This is a genomic window from Hymenobacter sp. APR13 (genome assembly GCF_000737515.1).
In the GTDB taxonomy this organism is placed as follows: domain Bacteria; phylum Bacteroidota; class Bacteroidia; order Cytophagales; family Hymenobacteraceae; genus Hymenobacter.
Map to the genome: position 1 here is coordinate 1,868,779 of NZ_CP006587.1, position 18,105 is coordinate 1,886,883.

17 protein-coding genes are annotated in these 18,105 nt (G+C 60.1%); 9 read left to right on the forward strand and 8 right to left on the reverse strand.

Annotated features, from left to right (window positions below; all coding sequences use genetic code 11):
- Nucleotides 1-224 precede the first annotated feature (224 nt).
- The 3 genes from N008_RS07790 to N008_RS07800 all read left to right on the forward strand — a co-directional run bounded on the left by N008_RS07790 (nt 225) and on the right by N008_RS07800 (nt 4,047).
- Nucleotides 225-1,406, forward strand: a complete 1,182-nt coding sequence (locus N008_RS07790; RefSeq protein WP_044015057.1) for a histidine kinase — start codon at nt 225-227, stop codon at nt 1,404-1,406.
- Between the two features lie 114 nt (nt 1,407-1,520).
- Nucleotides 1,521-3,296, forward strand: coding sequence for an ATP-binding protein (locus N008_RS07795; protein ID WP_197062967.1), 1,776 nt, complete (start codon nt 1,521-1,523; stop codon nt 3,294-3,296).
- 178 nt (nt 3,297-3,474) lie between these two features.
- The gene (locus tag N008_RS07800) at nt 3,475-4,047 is read left to right on the forward strand and encodes a fasciclin domain-containing protein (RefSeq protein WP_044015061.1); all 573 of its coding nucleotides are present in this window, start codon (nt 3,475-3,477) and stop codon (nt 4,045-4,047) included.
- A gap of 134 nt (nt 4,048-4,181) precedes the next feature.
- Here N008_RS07800 and N008_RS21465 read toward each other — a convergent pair whose 3' ends face one another.
- Nucleotides 4,182-5,321, reverse strand: a complete 1,140-nt coding sequence (locus tag N008_RS21465; RefSeq protein WP_081910669.1) for a J domain-containing protein — start codon at nt 5,319-5,321, stop codon at nt 4,182-4,184.
- Nucleotides 5,322-5,469: 148 nt separating this feature from the next.
- Here N008_RS21465 and N008_RS07810 point away from each other — a divergent pair, with 148 nt between their 5' ends.
- From N008_RS07810 to N008_RS07820, 3 genes are read left to right on the forward strand one after another with little or no spacing between them, the layout of a single operon-like run.
- Nucleotides 5,470-5,856, forward strand: a complete 387-nt coding sequence (locus tag N008_RS07810) for a phage holin family protein (RefSeq protein WP_044015063.1) — start codon at nt 5,470-5,472, stop codon at nt 5,854-5,856.
- A 6-nt stretch (nt 5,857-5,862) separates the two neighbouring features.
- Nucleotides 5,863-6,624, forward strand: a complete 762-nt coding sequence (locus tag N008_RS21470; protein ID WP_052381313.1) for a hypothetical protein — start codon at nt 5,863-5,865, stop codon at nt 6,622-6,624.
- Complete coding sequence (locus N008_RS07820; RefSeq protein WP_044015065.1) at nt 6,602-7,369, forward strand: geranylgeranylglyceryl/heptaprenylglyceryl phosphate synthase; 768 nt, start codon at nt 6,602-6,604, stop codon at nt 7,367-7,369. Before N008_RS21470 ends, N008_RS07820 begins: the two co-directional genes overlap by 23 nt.
- Nucleotides 7,370-7,494: 125 nt before the next feature.
- On the opposite strand, the gene N008_RS07825 is transcribed toward N008_RS07820, so the two are convergent.
- From N008_RS07825 to panC, 7 genes are all read right to left on the reverse strand, one after another.
- Entirely contained in the window at nt 7,495-8,418 is a 924-nt protein-coding gene (locus N008_RS07825) for a helix-turn-helix domain-containing protein (protein ID WP_044015067.1), read from the reverse strand.
- A 158-nt stretch (nt 8,419-8,576) separates the two neighbouring features.
- Nucleotides 8,577-9,716 (reverse strand): acyl-CoA dehydrogenase, encoded by a 1,140-nt coding sequence (locus N008_RS07830; RefSeq protein WP_044015069.1) that lies wholly within the window; start codon nt 9,714-9,716, stop codon nt 8,577-8,579.
- A 208-nt stretch (nt 9,717-9,924) separates the two neighbouring features.
- The gene (locus N008_RS07835; protein WP_044015072.1) at nt 9,925-10,608 is read right to left on the reverse strand and encodes a zinc metallopeptidase; all 684 of its coding nucleotides are present in this window, start codon (nt 10,606-10,608) and stop codon (nt 9,925-9,927) included.
- Nucleotides 10,609-10,714: 106 nt separating this feature from the next.
- The gene (rfaE2, locus tag N008_RS07840) at nt 10,715-11,194 is read right to left on the reverse strand and encodes a D-glycero-beta-D-manno-heptose 1-phosphate adenylyltransferase (protein WP_044015074.1); all 480 of its coding nucleotides are present in this window, start codon (nt 11,192-11,194) and stop codon (nt 10,715-10,717) included.
- The gene (locus N008_RS07845) at nt 11,178-12,248 is read right to left on the reverse strand and encodes a lysylphosphatidylglycerol synthase transmembrane domain-containing protein (RefSeq protein ID WP_052381314.1); all 1,071 of its coding nucleotides are present in this window, start codon (nt 12,246-12,248) and stop codon (nt 11,178-11,180) included. The genes rfaE2 and N008_RS07845 overlap by 17 nt, the downstream gene beginning before the upstream one ends.
- Nucleotides 12,249-12,342: 94 nt before the next feature.
- Complete coding sequence (panD, locus tag N008_RS07850) at nt 12,343-12,690, reverse strand: aspartate 1-decarboxylase (RefSeq protein WP_044015077.1); 348 nt, start codon at nt 12,688-12,690, stop codon at nt 12,343-12,345.
- A gap of 118 nt (nt 12,691-12,808) precedes the next feature.
- Nucleotides 12,809-13,654 (reverse strand): pantoate--beta-alanine ligase, encoded by an 846-nt coding sequence (gene panC, locus N008_RS07855; protein ID WP_044015079.1) that lies wholly within the window; start codon nt 13,652-13,654, stop codon nt 12,809-12,811.
- A 119-nt stretch (nt 13,655-13,773) separates the two neighbouring features.
- On the opposite strand from panC, the gene N008_RS07860 reads away from it, so the two are divergent.
- The 3 genes from N008_RS07860 to glmS all read left to right on the forward strand — a co-directional run bounded on the left by N008_RS07860 (nt 13,774) and on the right by glmS (nt 18,079).
- Nucleotides 13,774-14,595 (forward strand): glycogen/starch synthase, encoded by an 822-nt coding sequence (locus N008_RS07860; protein ID WP_044018448.1) that lies wholly within the window; start codon nt 13,774-13,776, stop codon nt 14,593-14,595.
- On the forward strand, nt 14,579-16,144 hold the full coding sequence (locus tag N008_RS07865; protein ID WP_044015082.1) for a DUF4270 family protein: 1,566 nt from the start codon (nt 14,579-14,581) through the stop codon (nt 16,142-16,144). Before N008_RS07860 ends, N008_RS07865 begins: the two co-directional genes overlap by 17 nt.
- Nucleotides 16,145-16,243: 99 nt before the next feature.
- The gene (gene glmS / locus N008_RS07870) at nt 16,244-18,079 is read left to right on the forward strand and encodes a glutamine--fructose-6-phosphate transaminase (isomerizing) (RefSeq protein WP_044015084.1); all 1,836 of its coding nucleotides are present in this window, start codon (nt 16,244-16,246) and stop codon (nt 18,077-18,079) included.
- Nucleotides 18,080-18,105 lie beyond the last annotated feature (26 nt).

The following is an 18,105-nucleotide window of genomic DNA, read 5'->3' on the forward strand; positions in this document are numbered from 1 at the left end:
GACAACATAGCACGTCATTCCGAGCAGCGCGAGGAATCTCGCGTGCTGACGTTGCCAAGCTACCTGTCATGCTGAGCGTAGCCGAAGCATCTCTCCCGCTTCGTTGAGCTACCATTTCAAGAGTCAGCACGCGAGATTCCTCGCGCTACTCGGAATGACGTTCTACCAAAGCGGTAGAGATGTTTCGGCTGCGCTCAGCATGACGTTCTATTATCTCCTTAACCATGTCAACCCCAGCCGACAACCACGACGACCAACAGCGCGACCAATCGGCCGAGCGGTTTCTGCGGCTGGTGCAGCAGCGGCGGCGCGGGCGGCTGAAGGTGTACCTGGGGCTGGCTGCCGGCGTGGGCAAAACCTACCGCCTGCTGCAGGAAGCCCACGAGCTGCGCGCCCACGGCGTGGATGTGGTGTTGGGCTACGTGGAAACCCACGGCCGCCCCGGCACCGTGGCCCAGCTGCGCGACCTGCCCACCGTGCCGCGCAAGCACATCTTCTACAAGGGCCGCCTGCTGGAGGAGCTGGACGTGCAGGGCATTCTGCAGCGCCGCCCCTCGGTGGTGGTAGTGGATGAGCTGGCCCACACCAACGTGCCTGGCTCCGAAAACGAGAAACGCTGGCAGGACGTGGAGCAGCTGGTGCGGGCCGGTATTTCGGTGCTTACGGCCGTCAACATTCAGCATCTCGAAAGCCTGCACGACCAGGTGCTGCGCATCACCGGCACCGACGTGACGGAACGCGTGCCCGACCAAGTGCTGAAGCTGGCCGACGAGGTGGTGAACGTGGACCTGACTGTGGGCGAACTGCGCGCCCGCCTGGAGGAAGGCAAAATCTACGATGCGGCCAAGGTTCCCACGGCGCTGGCTAACTTCTTTCAGGCCGAAAACCTGCTGCAGCTGCGCCAGCTAGCCGTGCGCGAAACCGCCAACCTCATCAGCCGCCAGATTGAAACCGACGGCGGCGGGGCCGCGCCCGTGGCTCCCGAGCGCCGCAACCAGGACCGCCTGCTGGCCTGCATCAACGCCAACGCCCCCGCCGCCAAGGAAATCATCCGCAAAACCAGCCGCCTCGCCGACCGCCTCTCGGCCGCCTCCTGGGCCGTGCTCTACGTGCAAACGCCCCGCGAAGCGGCCGACCGCATCAACCTGGCCACCCAGCGCCACCTGCTCAACAACCTGCAGCTCACTACCGAGCTGGGCGGCCAGATTCTGCGCGTGAAAGCCACCGACGCGGTACCCGAAATCCTGCGCGTGGCCCAGGAAAAAGGCGTCACGCTGCTGATTTGCGGCGTCACCAGCGAGAAAAGCTGGTGGCAGCGCCTGCTGCGCCCCGGCGTAACGCGCCGCCTCATCCGCGCCGTAGCCCGCTCCCCGCTGGACGTGGACGTGTTTCTGGTGAGTTACTGACTGGTGTAATCTGGTAAAAGTCTGTCATCCTGAGCGGAGCGAAGGACCTTACCACGTCGGAGTTAGTATTGAATGAGTCGCGCCGGAGTAATAAGGTCCTTCGCTCCGCTCAGGATGACAGAATTGAACAACATCCCGCCCATGAACCTCAAAACCAAAATCACCCTGGCCTTCGTCACTATGCTGCTGCTGCTGCTGGGGGTGAGTGCGTTTACCCTGTTCTCGCTCAACCGCCTCGACCGCACGGCGCGCAATGTGCTGCAGGACAACTTCTACTCCGTAGAGCTGGGCCAGCGCATGCTGCGCGCCCTTGACAGCGTGCAGACCGCGCCGCCGGTGGCGTTGGCCAGCTTCCGGGAGGCTCTTACCCGCGAGGCCGGCAACGTGACGGAAGTGGGCGAGCAGGCGGTGGTAGACAGCCTCACGGCCACGCTGGCCCGCTACGAGCGGCTGCCCCAGGCCGCCACCGCCGCCCGGCTCCGCACGCTCACCTACCGCATGATTGACCTGAACACCCAGGCCCTCACCCGCAAAAACGAAGCCGCCAACCTTACCGCTACCCGGCAGCAGCGCTACGTACTGGCGCTGCTCACCTTCGCCTTACTGACTTCCCTGCTGTTCGTGCTGAGCGTGCCTGAGGCGGCCGTGGGGGGCCTGCGCAAGCTCACGGCCAGCATCGAAAACGCCACCAACCAGGATTATTCGTCCTCCATTCCGGTGGAAAGCTACGATGAGTTTGGCACCGTGGCGCGGGCCTTCAACCGCATGCTGGTACAGCTGCAGGACTACCGCACCTCCACGCTGGCCCAGCTGATGGCCGAGCGCAACCGCGCCGCCAGCATCGTAAACAACCTCGATGAGGGCCTGCTGCTGGTGGATGAGCACCGCCGGGTGCTGCTGGTGAATCCCGTGGCTGCCGAGCTGCTGGGCCAGCCCGCCGCCGGACTGCTGGGCCAGCCGGCCGACGAACTGGCCCGCCACAACGACCTTTTCCGGGAGCTGCTGCGCCATTTGGATACGCCCGCCGCCCAGCGCCCCCAGGAGCCCGCCCCGGTGCTCACGCTGGCCCGCAACGGCGAGGAGGTATACTACCGCGTGGCCGTAAACGACGTTATCAGCTTCAACGAGGCGCTGGACAAGATGGAATTCGTGGGCTCCATTCTCACCCTGCACAACGTGTCGGAGTTCAAGAAGCTGGACCAGGCCAAGTCGAACTTCCTGGCTACGGTGTCGCACGAGCTGAAAACGCCGCTGTCGAGTATCAACTTCAGTTTGAAGCTGCTGCAGAACGGCAAGGTGGGCGCCGTAAACGAGGAGCAGCAGCGCATTCTGGCCACCATCAAGCAGGAAAACCAGCGGCTGCTGAAGCTGGTGGGCGAGCTGATTGACGTGTCGCGGCTGGAATCGGGCAACATCCAGCTCAACTTCCAGCCCACCCAGGTGCGCGACATCGTGCAGTTCGCCGCCGATACCATCCAGCTCCAGCTTCAGCCCAAGCAGCTCACCCTCGATATCCAGGTGCCCGCCGAGCTGCCCCCCGTGCGCGCCGACATCGAGAAAACCACCTGGGTGCTGCTCAACCTGCTGGCCAACGGCATCCGTTACTCACCCGAGCAGGGCCAGCTGCACATTCGGGCGGCGCTGGCCCCGGGCGGGCAGCAGGTGGAGGTGTTGGTGCAGGACGACGGCCCCGGTATTGCGCCCCAGTACCAGGAAAAAATCTTCCAGCGCTTCGTGCAGATTCCCGATAAAACCGGCTACCGCGGCGGCTCGGGCCTGGGCCTGAGCATTGCCCGCGAGTTCATCGGCAGCCAGGGCGGGCAGCTGTGGGTGGAAAGCGAGCTGGGCAGCGGCAGCACCTTCCGCTTCACGCTGCCGGTGGCCGGCTGAAAAGAGGGTCCGGTACGCTGGTGGATAACCTCCCCCGATTTATGCAGCAGCCCACGCACTTATGGGCTGCTTTTATAGGCTCAGTGAAATATTTTTCACGTCCGATAAATCCAATTATCCAGTCAGGGGCGTAAGTGCTTTCAAATCAACCACCCCCCTTCTTCTTCCTTCCTTGATTATGAAAAAGACCCTTCTTTCTTTCGCTGTAATGGCCTTTATGGGCGCTGCTTCGGTTTCTTCGGCTCAGGCTCAGGCCAAGATGACGCCCGGCACCGTATCGGTGGGAGGCCAGGCCATGTACCCGAATAAGAACATTGTGGAAAACGCCGTCAACTCGGCCGACCACACCACACTGGTAGCTGCTGTGAAGGCTGCCGGCCTCGTGGAAACCCTGCAGGGCAAAGGCCCCTTCACGGTATTCGCTCCTACCAACGCCGCCTTCAGCGCCCTGCCAGCCGGCACCGTTGAAACGCTGGTGAAGCCCGAGAACAAGGCAACCCTCACCAAAATCCTGACCTACCACGTGGTAGCCGGCAACATGACCGCCGACAAGATTATGGCCGCCATCAAAGCCGGCAAAGGCACCGCCAGCCTCAAAACCGTGAGCGGCGGCACCCTGAAAGCCATGATGAACGGCCCCAAAAACGTAGTGCTGGTTGACGAGAAAGGCAACGTCTCGACCATCTCCACCTACGACGTGACCCAGAGCAACGGCGTGATTCACGTAATCGACAAAGTTCTGATGCCCTAATCCAACCGGTGTTTTGACACCAGCAAAAAGCGCCTTTCCAGCTGGGAAGGCGCTTTTTTTGGTTGATAGTCTGTAGTTGTTCGTTGTCAGTTGTCAGAACTGTACTAACAACTGACAACTACTGTCACCTAAACTCAGGGGCAATTCTGGCGGCGGGCTTCGTCGGCGTAGGCGTAGCCGAGGCGCACGGCACGCTCGAAAAACTCGCAGGCCGCCGACGGATTGCCTTCCTGCTGCGCCAGCCGGCCCAGCAGAAAATGCACCTGCCCATTTTTTGGATTGGCTTCCAGCACTTGGCGGTAGTCGGCGCGGGCTTGGGTCAGGTCCTGCATTTTGTAGTAGGCCAGGCCCCGGTACGTCAGGTATTTGAGGGGCAACGGGCGCCCGGCGCGGGTGCGCAGGCGCAGGCCGGTGGTCAGGTCTTCGGCGGCCTTCGTGAAGGTCTGTTGCTCAAACAGGCGCACCTCGCCCCGGGCCAGCCAGGCTGTACTCTGCGTGGAATCCAGCGCCAGCGACACGGTGAAGCTCTGCTCGGCAGCATCCGCTTCGCCAAGACCCGCCAGGCACTGCCCCACCCGAAACAGCAGATGGGCCCGCTCGGCGGCCGGCTCGGCATCGGTGAGGGCCGCTTCGTAGTCGGCGCGCGCGGCGGCATAGTCGCGGTTGATGAGTTGCTCAATCTCGCCCCGGCGCCGCAGCGCGGCCCCGAACTCGGGCTTGAAGTGCAGGGCCTGCGTGAAGTAGGCGTGCGCCGCCGACCATCGCGCCCGGCGGTACGCCCGCAGGCCGTCCTCGTAGTTGCTGACGGCCGTTACGTGGTCCATGATCAGCTTGCCCCCCAGCACAAACGCCAGAATGGCGGCCAGCAGCCCAAACGTGAGCAGATAGTCGCGGCGCGTAAAGCGGCGTTGCTTGGGAATGGTGCGGTAGTGCCGCTCGCCGGAGCCGGCCGGCCGCCGGGTGCGCAGGGGCGCCGGCGGTGGCATGGGCACCCCGTACACGTGCTGCGTGGGGGCGCGGTACTGTTGCTGCCGCTGCTGCTCGGCGGCGCGCTGGGCAGCCTGGCGCAGTTGCTGGTCGTAGGCGGCGCGGCGCTGGGGGTCGCCCAGCACCCCGTAAGCCACGGCCACGGCCTTAAACCGCTCCTCGTACAAGGCGCTGCCACCGTGCTTATCAGGGTGGAGCTCCACGGCCAGCCGCTTGTAGGCACGCTTCACGTCGGTGGCGGTGGCGGTGGCGGCTATGCCCAATACGTGGTAATGATTCTGGCTCAAGATGCAGCTGCTTGCGGGTAAAAATACGCCGGGTTTCAGACACGCGCACGGTTTTCCCGTATGAAGGGGCTATCTGAAAACCAGGCCGCAGGCCCGGAGTTCAGGAGTTGCTTTCGAAACATGGTTTTCCGCAAATTATCTCCCGCTCATGGGCCTTTTCTCCGACGACGACGACGCTACTAAAACTCCCCGTACCGACAATATTATCGGCAACCTGAAGGGCTATCTGGACACGCGCATTGACCTGATGCGGCTGGAAGTACAGCAGAAAGTGAAAGTTGCTGTGGTAGGCACCATGCACGGCGCAGCTATGGCCGGCATCGGGTTGGTCTTCTTTCTGTTCCTGAATCTTTTTATTGCCCTGCTGCTTAATGAGCAGCTGGACAGCTCATATTGGGGCTTCGGCATTGTGGCCGGCTTCTATCTGGTGGTGCTCATCGTGTTTCTGGTAGGCGTTGACAAGAAACTATTCCAGGGCGTAGCCGATAAGCTGCTCGACAACACCATCTACAAATCCGACAAACGTCAAGCCTAATCCGACATGGCCGAACTGACCAACCCTTTGTTTGAAGACGAAAAAGAGTTTCTGGAGCGTCAGAAGCTGGAATACGAGCGCGCCCTGATGGGCGACGTGGAGGAGATAAAGGAGAAAACCCAGCAGGCCAGCAAGTACGTGGCCATTGGGGCTGGCGTATTGGCCGGCGCGTGGCTGCTGTCGAAGGCATTCGGCGGCAAGAAAGACAAGGTATTGCAGGGCCGTCATCAGGCGCCGCAGACTTTGCCCAGTGCGCGCGCCCCTCGCACGCTGCGCAAGCACCGCGCCACCGTTCCCGACCCCAGCACGGCCGACGACCTGGGCTTCGGCAATGGCCACCACGCTGATCGTGGCCAGCAGCCCTCCCACCACGAACGTGCTCAGATTGCGCCTGACGTGTACCACGCCTCCGCCCTGGCTTCGTCCGACACCCTCGGCTCCGACGACCCATTCCAGCCCATTGGGGCTGATGTGCAAGCATATGCCCCGGTTCGGCAGGCAGCACGTCCGCATAGCGCCGAACCCGACCCCGTAGCGTCTTCTATCGTAGCCGATACGTTTCGGGTATTCCTGCAGTCGGATACCGGCAAGATGCTGGTAGCGCAGGCAACGGCCGTGCTAATGGCCGTAGTAGCCAAAAAACTGAATGAGTATTTGCCGATGCTCAAAAATCCCGACCTTGCAACCTCCCCAGCGGAGCCGGAAACCCGGGACATCGACTTTACTTATCACCACGACGACGCGAATGCGCCTCACAAGCCTCTATGATGGCCTCAGCAAGCGCCGCTCCCACGGCCGCAAATCCCTGGCTATCCTGCTCGACCCTGATAATCTGACTGAAGCAGGCTGCCGCAAGGTGCTGGCGCTAAGCGAAACGCACCCGGTAGATTATTTCTTTGTGGGTGGCAGTCTGGTGATAAACTCGCACCAGACTGCCCTCATCCAGCAGATTAAGCAGCATTCGGCGGTGCCGGTGCTGCTTTTTCCTAGTCATAGCCTGCACCTCGATCCGCAGGCCGACGGGATTCTACTGCTGAGCTTGATTTCGGGCCGCAATCCGGAGTTCCTGATCGGGCAGCACGTCATTGCGGCGCCGCTGCTGCGCCAGAGCAACCTGCAGATTCTGCCCACCGGCTACCTGCTCGTAGATACCGGCCGCCAGACCACGGCCAGCTACATGAGTGGCACTACGCCCCTCCCCTACGATAAGCCTACCATTGCCGCCTGCACGGCCATGGCCGGCGAGCAGCTTGGCCTGCGCCTGATGTATCTCGACGGAGGCAGCGGCGCCATGTATCCGGTGTCGGCAGCCACCATCCGGGCCGTACGCCAGGCCGTCGACGTGCCCATCATCGTGGGGGGCGGCATCAACACCGCCGATAAAGCCCAAGCCGCATTGGCCGCTGGCGCCGATGTTATTGTAGTCGGCAACCAAGTGGAGAAAAACCCGGAGTTTTTGGGCGAAGTGTCCCGCGTAGTGCAATCATTCAATACAGTTGCGGACGTCGCATAACGCGATATGGCACCTGCAGAGTACCACCCGGCTCCGGCCGCCCATATCACATAAAAAGCCCCTTGCTACTCCCGTAGCAAGGGGCTTTTTGCTTCAAGAGCCACCGACAACGGCGCTGCTGAGGCCTAGATATTCATGGCCGATTCGCGGCGGCGCATTTTGCCGGCCGGAATCCCGAACATCATTTTAAAGCGACGGCAGAAGTACGCCGTATCCTTATAGCCGACCTCTTTGCCGATGTCGCGGATGCTCTTCTTGGTGGTACGCAGCAGAAACACGGCGCGCTCCATGCGCTGGTACTCGATGTAGTCCTGGGGGTTGATGCCGGTGAGCATCTTGAAATACTGCCCCACATAGTCCTCGCTCACGTTGGCCACGTTGCTGAGCACCTTGTTGCTCAGGTCGCCGCCGATGTTCTCCTTGATGTAGTTGAACAGGTCGATCAGGCGCGGGTCCTTGAAATAGGTGCTGTTGGTGGCCAGCTGCTCTACAAACATCTTGTTCTTGAGGATGTAGCGCACGATTTCCACCACAATGTTCTCGGTGTAAATCGTAATCAGCCGCTCGCGGCCGGGCAGTTCCTGCAGGCTCTCCTCCACCACCTTGATGATGAGGTTGCCCAGCTTGGAGTTGTTGGAAATCAGGAACGCGGGCACGTCCAGCGAGGCAAAGAAGTTCACCGAGTCGAACACCTTGGCCTCGAAGCTCACAAACGAGTGGCTTTCCTCGGCGTCCCCGATCAGGTCGAGGTCGGAGTTGGAGTGGAAGAACTTGTCTTTGTTGCTGATCAGGTCGTCGTTGGTGATGACCTTGCCGGCCGAGTCACCATAGTTCACCTTGGTAGCGCGGCCACCGGGGATGAAGAGCATTTCGCCTTCTTCCACCACCTGCTCTTCCTCACCGAACGTAATACGGCCTTTGTGCAGCAGAATCAGGTTGTTGCCGACATCGTAGGAGTTGCGCACCGTGAACGGCTGCTGCAGCACCAAATTCTTCGCTTTTATGTAGCGTACGCCAAGCGACTCTATCACTTTATTGTAATCTTCCATCTTCGTAGGGCAGTTTGGGTACTGAGGTAAACCCGGTATTGGGGGTGGCCGGACTTATGTAATGCAAATTAAGATATAAAAATTCACAAAAACGAAAAACCCAGCCGAAATTCGACTGGGTTTAATGCAATACTTCTGACTTTTAGGCAATTCGCCTGCTACTTCAGAATTTCCCGAGAGATTACAATTTTCTGAATCTCCGAAGTGCCTTCGTAAATCTGGGTGATTTTGGCGTCGCGCATCATGCGCTCTACGTGGTATTCCTTCACGAAACCGTAGCCGCCGTGCACCTGCACAGCTTCTACAGAGGTTTCCATAGCTACTTTCGAGGCAAACAGCTTGGCCATAGCACCGGACTTAGCGAAATCCTGGCCGGAATCCTTGTCGTGAGCAGCCTGCAGGCACAGCAGACGGGCCGCGTCGATGTTAGTAGCCATATCAGCCAGCTTGAACTGGATGGCCTGGTGCTGCGAAATCGGCACCCCGAAGGCCTTACGCTCCTTAGAGTATTTCAACGCCAGCTCATACGAGCCGGACGCAATGCCCAGCGCCTGCGCGGCAATACCGATGCGGCCGCCGGCCAGCACCTGCATGGCGAACTTGAAGCCGAAGCCGTCTTCGCCGATGCGATTGGCCTTAGGCACTTTCACGTCGGTGAACAGCAGCGAGCAGGTATCAGAGCCGCGGATGCCGAGCTTGTTTTCCTTGGGAGCCGTCTGGAAGCCTTCCATGCCCTTCTCCACAATCAGCACGTTGATGCCGCGGTGCTTCAGCTCGGGGTTGGTCTGGGCCACTACGAGGTATACCGAGGCCGTGGTGCCGTTGGTAATCCAGTTTTTGGTGCCGTTGAGCAGGTAGTAGTCGCCTTTGTCTTCGGCGGTAGTGCGCTGGCTGGTGGCGTCGGAGCCGGCTTCGGGCTCGCTCAGGGCGAAGGCGCCGATGATTTCGCCGGACGTGAGGCCGGGCAGGTACTTGCGCTTCTGCTCCTCGGTGCCGTATTTCTCCAGGCCCCAGCACACCAACGAGTTGTTCACGCTCATGATAACCGAGCAGGAAGCATCCACTTTGCTGATTTCCTCCATGGCCAGCACGTAGCTCACGGTGTCCATGCCGCCGCCGCCGTACTCGGGGCTTACCATCATGCCCATGAAGCCCAGCTCGCCCATTTTCTTGATCTGCTCGGCAGGAAACTTCTGGTGTTCGTCGCGCTCAATCACGCCGGCCCAGAGTTCGTTCTGGGCAAAGTCGCGGGCGGCCGCCTGCACGGCGAGTTGTTCTTCGGTGAGCTGGAAATCCATGCGGTAAGGGGAGGTGGGATGGGGAAAACGTCAGAGCGTATCGGCTGCACCGCAGCCAAACTGTCCTCAAAATTAAAGCGCAGATTCGGCAGATTGGGCGCGCCGCCCGGATTTTTTACCGGAATCCGGCCTGAAAAGCTGCAGACCCGCTATTTTGTTTGATAGTAGGCCAGCAACGGGCAAGCGGCCGGAAAGCCAGCCCGAACGGTTAGTCGCGGCGGCGGCCCATGAGCAGGGTGGCGTAGTAGAACAGCGTAGCCAGGGAGCCCAGCGCCGCTACCACGTAGGTCATGGCGGCCCATTTCAGGGCATCTTTGGCCATCACGTGTTCCTGCGGCGTCACGATGTTGCGCTTGTCCATCCAAGCCAGGGCCCGCTTGGAGGCGTCAAACTCCACGGGCAAGGTCACGAAGCTGAACAGCGTGGTGAGGGCGAAGAAGGCTACGCCAATGCCCAGCGGCAGTGGCGTGGTGCGCAGCATAATCACGCCCAGAAACAGCAGAATGGGCATGAACTTGGACACGGCACTCAGCGCCGGCACCATGGCCGAACGGAACTGCAAAGCGCTGTAGGCGGTGGCGTGCTGCACGGCGTGGCCGCACTCGTGGGCCGCTACGGCGGCGGCGGCGGCACTGCGCTCCGCAAACACCGCTTCGCTCAGGTTCACGGTTTTGTCAGCGGGGTTGTAGTGGTCGGTCAGGCGGCCTTCGGTGCTGATGACGCGCACGTCGGTAATGCCGTGGTCGGCCAGCATCAGCTCGGCAATCTGACGGCCGGAGAGGCCGTTTTGCAGGCCTACCCGCGAGTACTGCTCAAACTTGCTTTGCAGGCGGCGCTGGATCAGCCAGCTGGCCAGCATGGTGAGCAGAACGATGATATAGGCCGGATTCATACTGTACATCGGTGAGAGGGGTGGAAGAGGGTGAAGAACGGTAGCCGGCTGCCATTCTGACGGTTGGAAGGCCTGTGCCTCCCCCACAACCCACCAGAACCGGCAGCTACGCTCCCGTCAGGATTCGCTCGACGATGCGCGAGGTGCTGTAGCCGGCCACCAGTGGCACGGTCAGCACCTGCCCGCCATTCTGCAACACCACTTCGTGGCCTACAATTCCACTGATGGGGTAGTCGTCGCCTTTCACCAAGATGTCGGGCAGCACGGCTTCAATCAGGGCCAGCGGGGTTTGCTCATCGAAGAGCACTACGGCATCCACAAACAAAAGCGACGCCAGAATGCGGGCACGTGCCATTTCGTCCTGCAGGGGCCGGCCGGGCTTGAGGCGGCTGACGGAGGCATCGGTGTTGAGGCCCAGCACCAGCTTGTCGCCGAGGTGGCGCGCCTTCTCCAGGTAGTCGACGTGGCCCAGGTGCAGCAGATCGAAGCAGCCGTTGGTGAACACGACGCGCTGGCCTTCGGCTTTCCAGGCGGACACTACCGGCAGCAGCTGGGCGCGGGTCAGGATTTTATCTTTGCTCCACATCGGCAGATAGCTCAGTAGTTTCGAGAGGCAGCACAGCGCCGCGGCGCGCCATCTGGCCCGATTTCATCATACTCAGCAGGAAGCTGATGCCGCCCATCAGTACGATCAGCAACGTCTGGGCGCCGTGCACCACCAACGCGTAGGCAATGCCGCCTTCCTTGCTGACGCCGTACACCAGCAGCGTGCTCTGCACCAGCAGGTGGAACACCCCGATGCCGCCCTGCACTGGCGCGGCCATCCCAAAGGCCCCAAAGGTGAGAACGGCCAGCGCCGCCCGCATACCCAGGTCGTAGGTTTCGGGAAAGGCGAAAAACACCAGATAATCCATCAGGTAGTAGACCAGCCACGTGAAGAACGTATGCAGCAGGAAAGCGCCTTTGTTGGGCATGCGCACAATGCTGAACACGCCCGCCAGCAAACCTTTCACGAAGCCCAGCATCTTGTTGAACACGGTGTTCTGGCGCAGCCGCTCCAGGTTGCGCCACAGCAGGTAGCCGGAAATCAGCAGCGCCAGCAGGGCCACTACGGCCGCTGCCACCAGGGCATTGCGGTTGCGGGCCAGCGCATCGGCCTTGCCCTGGAGCAGGTAGGTATCGGCGAAGCCCCAGAACGTCTTGAAATCGAGCAGCAGCACCGTGCTCAGCAAGCCCAGCAGCACCAGCACGTCGATGATGCGCTCGGTAATCACGGTGCCCAAGGACACCTGTACCGGCACCTTGCTGGTACGCTGCAGCAGCGAGCAGCGGACCACCTCGCCTACCCGCCCAGGCAGCACCATGTTGGCCAGGTTACCGACCATCATGGCGTGGTACACGTCCCAGAAAGCCGGTTTCGGACCGGTTACGGTGGGGTCGAGCTGCATCTTCCAGCGGTAGGCCCGGCTCAGGTAGCCCAGCACCGACAGCCCCAGCGTCAGCAGCAGCCACCAGTAGTTAGCCCCCTGCACCGTATCCACGATGCGGCTCAGGTCCTGCCCGCGCACCGCGTACCACATCAGCAGCCCCGAAACGGATAGCAGCAGGGCGTATTTGAGAATGTTTAGAAGTTGCTTCACTAACGAAATCGTTGAAATAGTTAATAGCTAAATGGTTGGCTGTTTCGGAAAATCCCGCAACAGCCAACCATTTAACAATGCAGCCTTTCAGCCATTAAACCAAGCGGTTGTGCTGGTCCGGAAAGATGATGGTGGGCTGGTGCGCCCGGGCTTCGGCAAAGTCGATGAGGGCGTAGGAAATGATGATGACGATGTCGCCCACGGCTACGCGGCGGGCAGCCGGGCCGTTCAGGCAGATCATGCCCGAGCCCCGCTCGCCTTTGATGGTATACGTCTCGAACCGCTCGCCATTGTTGATATTGACAATGGTGACCTTCTCGTTTTCCACCATGTTGGCCGCGTCCAGCAGGTCTTCGTCGATGGTGATGCTGCCTACATAGTGCAGCTCGGCCTGCGTGACCTTAACGCGGTGAATCTTCGATTTGAGGACCTCGATGTGCATGAAAAAAAGCAAATGACGAATAGGGCGGCAAAGATACAAACCCGCAGATGGGGAAGCCCGCCGGCAGCCGGCGGCCCCTGGAGCTGCCTGCCTGCGCTACGCGCCTCTGCCGGCAGGGTTACTCCACCACCACGTTGTCGATCAGGCGCACGCCGCCCAGATGCGCGGCCAGACACAGCACCACCGGGCGGCCTGGCTCCCAGGCTTCCACTGGCTGCAGGGTTTGGGCATCGGCCACCTCAAAGTACTCCAGCGTGAAGGCCGGCTCGGCCTTGATGTAGGCGGCCGCCTGCTGCTGCACCTGGGTTGGCGCTACGCCGCTACGCACACCGGCCGCGGCATGCTCCAGGGCCTCATAGAGGCGCGGCGCCACCTCCCGCGCCTCCGCCGACAGCCGCCGGTTGCGCGAAGACATGGCCAGTCCGTCGGGTTCGCGCACGGTTGGGAACGACACCAGCTCCAGATCAAACGACAGGTCCTGCACCAGCTGCCGCACAATGGCCACCTGCTGCCAGTCCTTCTGCCCGAAGTAGACCTGATGCGGCCGGCACATATGAAACAGTTTGCTGACCACCGTAGCGACGCCGTTGAAATGCCCGGGCCGGTGCGCGCCCTCCATCACCCGCTCCAGCGACCCGAAATCGAAGTGCAGCACCGAGGGCTGCGGGTACATCTCCTCCACCGACGGCAGAAACAGCACGGTGCAGCCGGCCGGGCCCAGCAGGGCGGCGTCGGCCTCGGGCAGGCGCGGGTATAGCCGGAAGTCGTCGGGGTTGTTGAACTGGGTGGGGTTCACAAAAATGCTGACCACCACCACGTCGCAGGCAGCAGCGGCGGCCTGCACCAGCTGCAGGTGGCCGGCATGAAGCGCGCCCATGGTAGGCACCAAGCCCAGGCGCTGGCCGGCGCGGCGGCAATTTTCTGTGTATGCATGCAACGCGGCAGCCGTGTGCAGTATCTCCATCGATGTAGTAGCCTTGTTGGACAGGCCCCAGAGGGGTTTAGTTGAATTTTCGCCCAAATTTGTTTAATTTTGTGCTCCCCAACGTGTTGCCTTTCCCCAACTACCCTTTTCTGACTGATATGTCCAAGTTGAGAATCCTCTACGCGGCTACGGAGATTGATCCGTTTTTGCAGACCACCAAAGTAGCGGAATTTTTGCGGCGCCTCCCGCAGGGCATGCAGGAAATGGGGATGGAAATCCGCATTTTCGTTCCCCGCTTCGGCATCATCAACGAGCGGAAAAACCGGCTCCACGAAGTAGTACGCCTCTCCGGCATCAACATTGCCGTGGGCGAAGACGAGAAGCCACTCATCATCAAGGTGGCTTCCATCCCGAACGCCAAGCTGCAGGTGTACTTCATTGATAATGAAGACTATTTCCACCGCAAGTCGGTACTCGTCGACAAGAACGACAAGTTCCACGCCGACAACGACGAGCGGGCTATCTTCTTCTGCAAAGGGGTGTTGGAAACCGTGAAGAAACTAGGCTGGGCTCCTGACATCGTGCACTGCAACGACTGGATGACGGGCCTGATTCCGATGTACCTGAAAACGACCTACAAGAAGGACCCGATTTTCAAGGATGCCAAGTCGGTATTCACGATTTACAACAATGAATTCGACCACAAATTTGGCGGCGACATCATCGAAAAAGCTAAAATGCTGGATATCGATGACGATATGCTGGCCGGCCTGAAGACGGCTGACTTTGGTGGCTTCATCAAAATCGGCATGGAATACGCTGATACCATCGTGAAATCCGACGAAGACTTCAGCGACAACCTGAACGCCATCTTCACGGAGTACTCGCAGAACAAGAAGAACAAACAGATCGGGCAGGTAGGAGCCGACGAAAACCTACTAACCTCTTACTACGCACTTTATAATGAATTGGCCAATTAGCGCCTGCCGGCTCGCGTCGGTTTCCCTGCTTTCCGCAACGCTGCTGTTTACGGCGGCCGGTTGCGAAGACGCCAACGATCTGGGCGTGGAATTACCCGGCACCGCAAATGCCGATACACAATACCGCGATTTCCCCGTAACGGCCTCTACCGTCCTGCGCGACTCCACCGAAACTCAGAAAGCCGACCGGTTTCTGGTAGGCCGGGTGCGCGAAAACGTGCTGGGCTCCACCGCCGCCACGGCGTTCCTGAACCTGAAGCTGCGGCCGCTAGCGCTGGACTCGCTTCCAACTGAGGTGAAACGAGCCGAAACGGTCGTGGCATCAAACGCCATCCTAGACTCGCTTGTGCTGGAGATGCCGTTTGATGAGGTGTCAGGTTCATCTACTACGCCGCTGCGGGTGAATGTGTATCAGCTGGCACAGCCCCTGGACGACCGGACCACTTACAACTCGTCCTCTTCGGTAGCCTTGGGCCCAGAAATAGCCCGCGGGCTTTCCGCTCGTCTCAACGGCACCCGCAAAGACTCAGTTGGCACGAAGCCGAACCGCAGGCTGGTGACGGTGCCCGACCGCACGGTGCGCCTGAAGCTGCACGGCGGCGGGCAGACGTCGACGCTGGCAACCAGCGTTTTCGAGCGCCTCAAGGCCACCGGTTTCAACCAGGCCGCGCTGGATGGCCTCTGGAAAGGCATTGTGCTTCAGCCAACGGCTGACTTCAATACGGCTGTGGTAGGTCTGCGGGCCGCTGTCACGACGCGGGCCGTATTCTACTACCGTTATACGAACAAGAAAAACACCGGCCAGCTCAGCGGCCGCTACAGTATTCCGTTCAGCAAAGGCAGCTGGACCCGTCTGACGATCAACGACGCACCCCGATACTTCACACAGGTGACCAACGAATTGCCAACCGGCTCTCCTCTGAGCCGATTGGGCGGCCCAGCTGGCGCTACGCAGTCGGTGGCGGCATCCGAAACGAATGGCTTGGTGTACATGCAGGGTGGCAACGGTTTCGGGGCCAAGCTGGAAATTCCGGGCCTCGAGATACTACGCGGCCTAGCAGCCCCGCAGGCCAATGGCAGCCCGGCTATTGCCATCAACCGCGCCGAGCTTTTGATTCCGGTACGGCCCTATGCTAACCTGCTGTTTTCGCTGCCGGATAGTAGCTTCCTGTACGAAGTTAACGCCAATAATCAGTCGCTTTACCGCCCTCTGCTCAATACCCGAGTGGAGCGCATTGTACTGCGGGATGGGGTTCAGCAAACCGGAGCAGGTCTATCATCTGTTGCAGATGATTTCACGAACGGCTTGGGCTATTATCAAAACGCTGCCAACGGTCGCCTTTACACGCTGTCGGATGCCAACCAGAACTTCAGCATGATCATGACTGGTTACGTGCAGGCGTACGTGTATGATAAGCTGGGCGGCGTTTCACCGGCGGCGTTTATTCTGTCGCCGTCGCTGCGCAATTCCTATGGCCTCAGCCTGGACCGGGCCGTACTGGATGCCAACAACATCAAGCTCCGCGTATACTACTCGCAGCTGCGCTAATATTGTCTTGTTTTTGGGCCTGATGAGCCGCGGCATAGCATTTGCTATGCCGCGGCTCACTGCCATTTTTTCACGAAACTCACTTTTGCTTCCCTACTTATGTGCGGAATTGTTGCTTATATCGGTCACCGCGAAGCCTGCCCGATCATTCTTAAAGGCTTGCACCGCCTCGAATACCGGGGCTATGACTCGGCCGGCGTAGCGCTACTGAATGGTTCGCTTAATGTCTATAAGAAAAAAGGGAAGGTAGCGGAGCTTGAGGCCTTCATCAAGGAGAAGGACACGCAGGCACAGGTAGGCATGGGCCACACGCGCTGGGCCACCCACGGCGAGCCCAACGACTCCAACGCTCACCCGCACTACTCTACGTCGGAGCGTATTGCCATCATTCACAATGGCATCATTGAGAACTACGCCGCGCTGAAAGAGCATTTGCAGCAGCAGGGCCACGTGTTCCACTCGGATACCGACACGGAAGTGTTCGTGAACCTGATTGAGGAAATCCAGAAGCAGCAGAGCTGCTCGCTGGAGGAAGCTGTTCGCCTGGCGCTGCACGAAGTGGTAGGGGCCTACGCCATTGTGGTGCTGAGCCGCGACGAGCCCAACCAGCTGATTGCCGCCCGCAAAGGCTCGCCGCTGGTAATCGGGGTCGGCAAGGACGAGTACTTCTTGGCTTCGGATGCCACGCCCATCATTGAGTACACCAACGAGGTGATTTATGTGAACGACTACGAAATTGCGGTTATCAAAGACGGCAAGCTCGACATCCGTTCCAAGGAAGACGTGAAGCAGACGCCTTACATCCAGAAGCTGGAAATGGCGCTCGACAGCATTGAGAAAGGCGGCTACGAGCACTTCATGATGAAGGAGATTTTCGAGCAGCCCCGCTCCATCCTCGATTCGATGCGCGGCCGTCTGGAGTTGGAAGCCGGCCACCTGAACATGGGCGGCATCCGGGCCTACGAGCGCAAGTTCATGAACGCCGACCGCATCATCATCGTGGCCTGTGGCACCTCGTGGCATGCTGGTCTGGTGGCTGAGTATCTGCTTGAAGACCTGGCCCGCATTCCGGTGGAAGTGGAGTACGCGTCGGAGTTCCGCTACCGCAACCCCATCATCACGGAGCGCGACATCGTTATTGCTATTTCGCAGAGCGGTGAAACGGCCGATACGCTGGCCGCCATTGAGCTGGCCAAGAGCAAAGGCGCTACCATCTTCGGTATCTGCAACGTGGTAGGCAGCAGCATTGCCCGCGCTACCGACGCCGGTGCCTACACGCACGCCGGCCCCGAAATCGGGGTGGCGTCGACCAAGGCCTTCACGGCGCAGGTGACGGTGCTCACGCTGCTGGCCATGATTGTGGGCCACAAGCGCGGTGCCCTGTCTGATACCCGTCTGCGCGAACTGATGGTGGAGCTGAACAACATCCCGGCGAAAGTCGAGAAGGCACTGTTGCTCAACGACGAAATCAAGGAAATTGCCGAGACGTTCAAGGACGTGCCGAACTTCCTGTACCTGGGCCGCGGCTATAACTTCCCGGTTGCCCTGGAAGGCGCGCTCAAGCTCAAGGAAATCAGCTACATCCATGCTGAAGGATATCCGGCTGCTGAAATGAAGCACGGCCCGATTGCCCTCATTGACGAGAACATGCCGGTGGTAGTAATTGCCACCAAGGATAGCTCGTACGAGAAAGTGGTGAGCAACATCCAGGAGGTGAAGGCCCGCAAAGGCCGTATCATTGCAGTGGTGACGGAAGGCGACACGGTTATTCCGGCCATGGCCGAGTTCGTGATTGAGGTGCCGCATACGTCGGAGGTGCTGGTGCCGCTGGTATCGGTAGTGCCGCTGCAGCTGCTGAGCTACCACATTGCCGTGCTGCGCGGCTGCAACGTGGATCAGCCCCGTAACCTGGCCAAATCGGTAACGGTGGAATAAGGCGCTTTTTCCGCCTGCTATTTTCA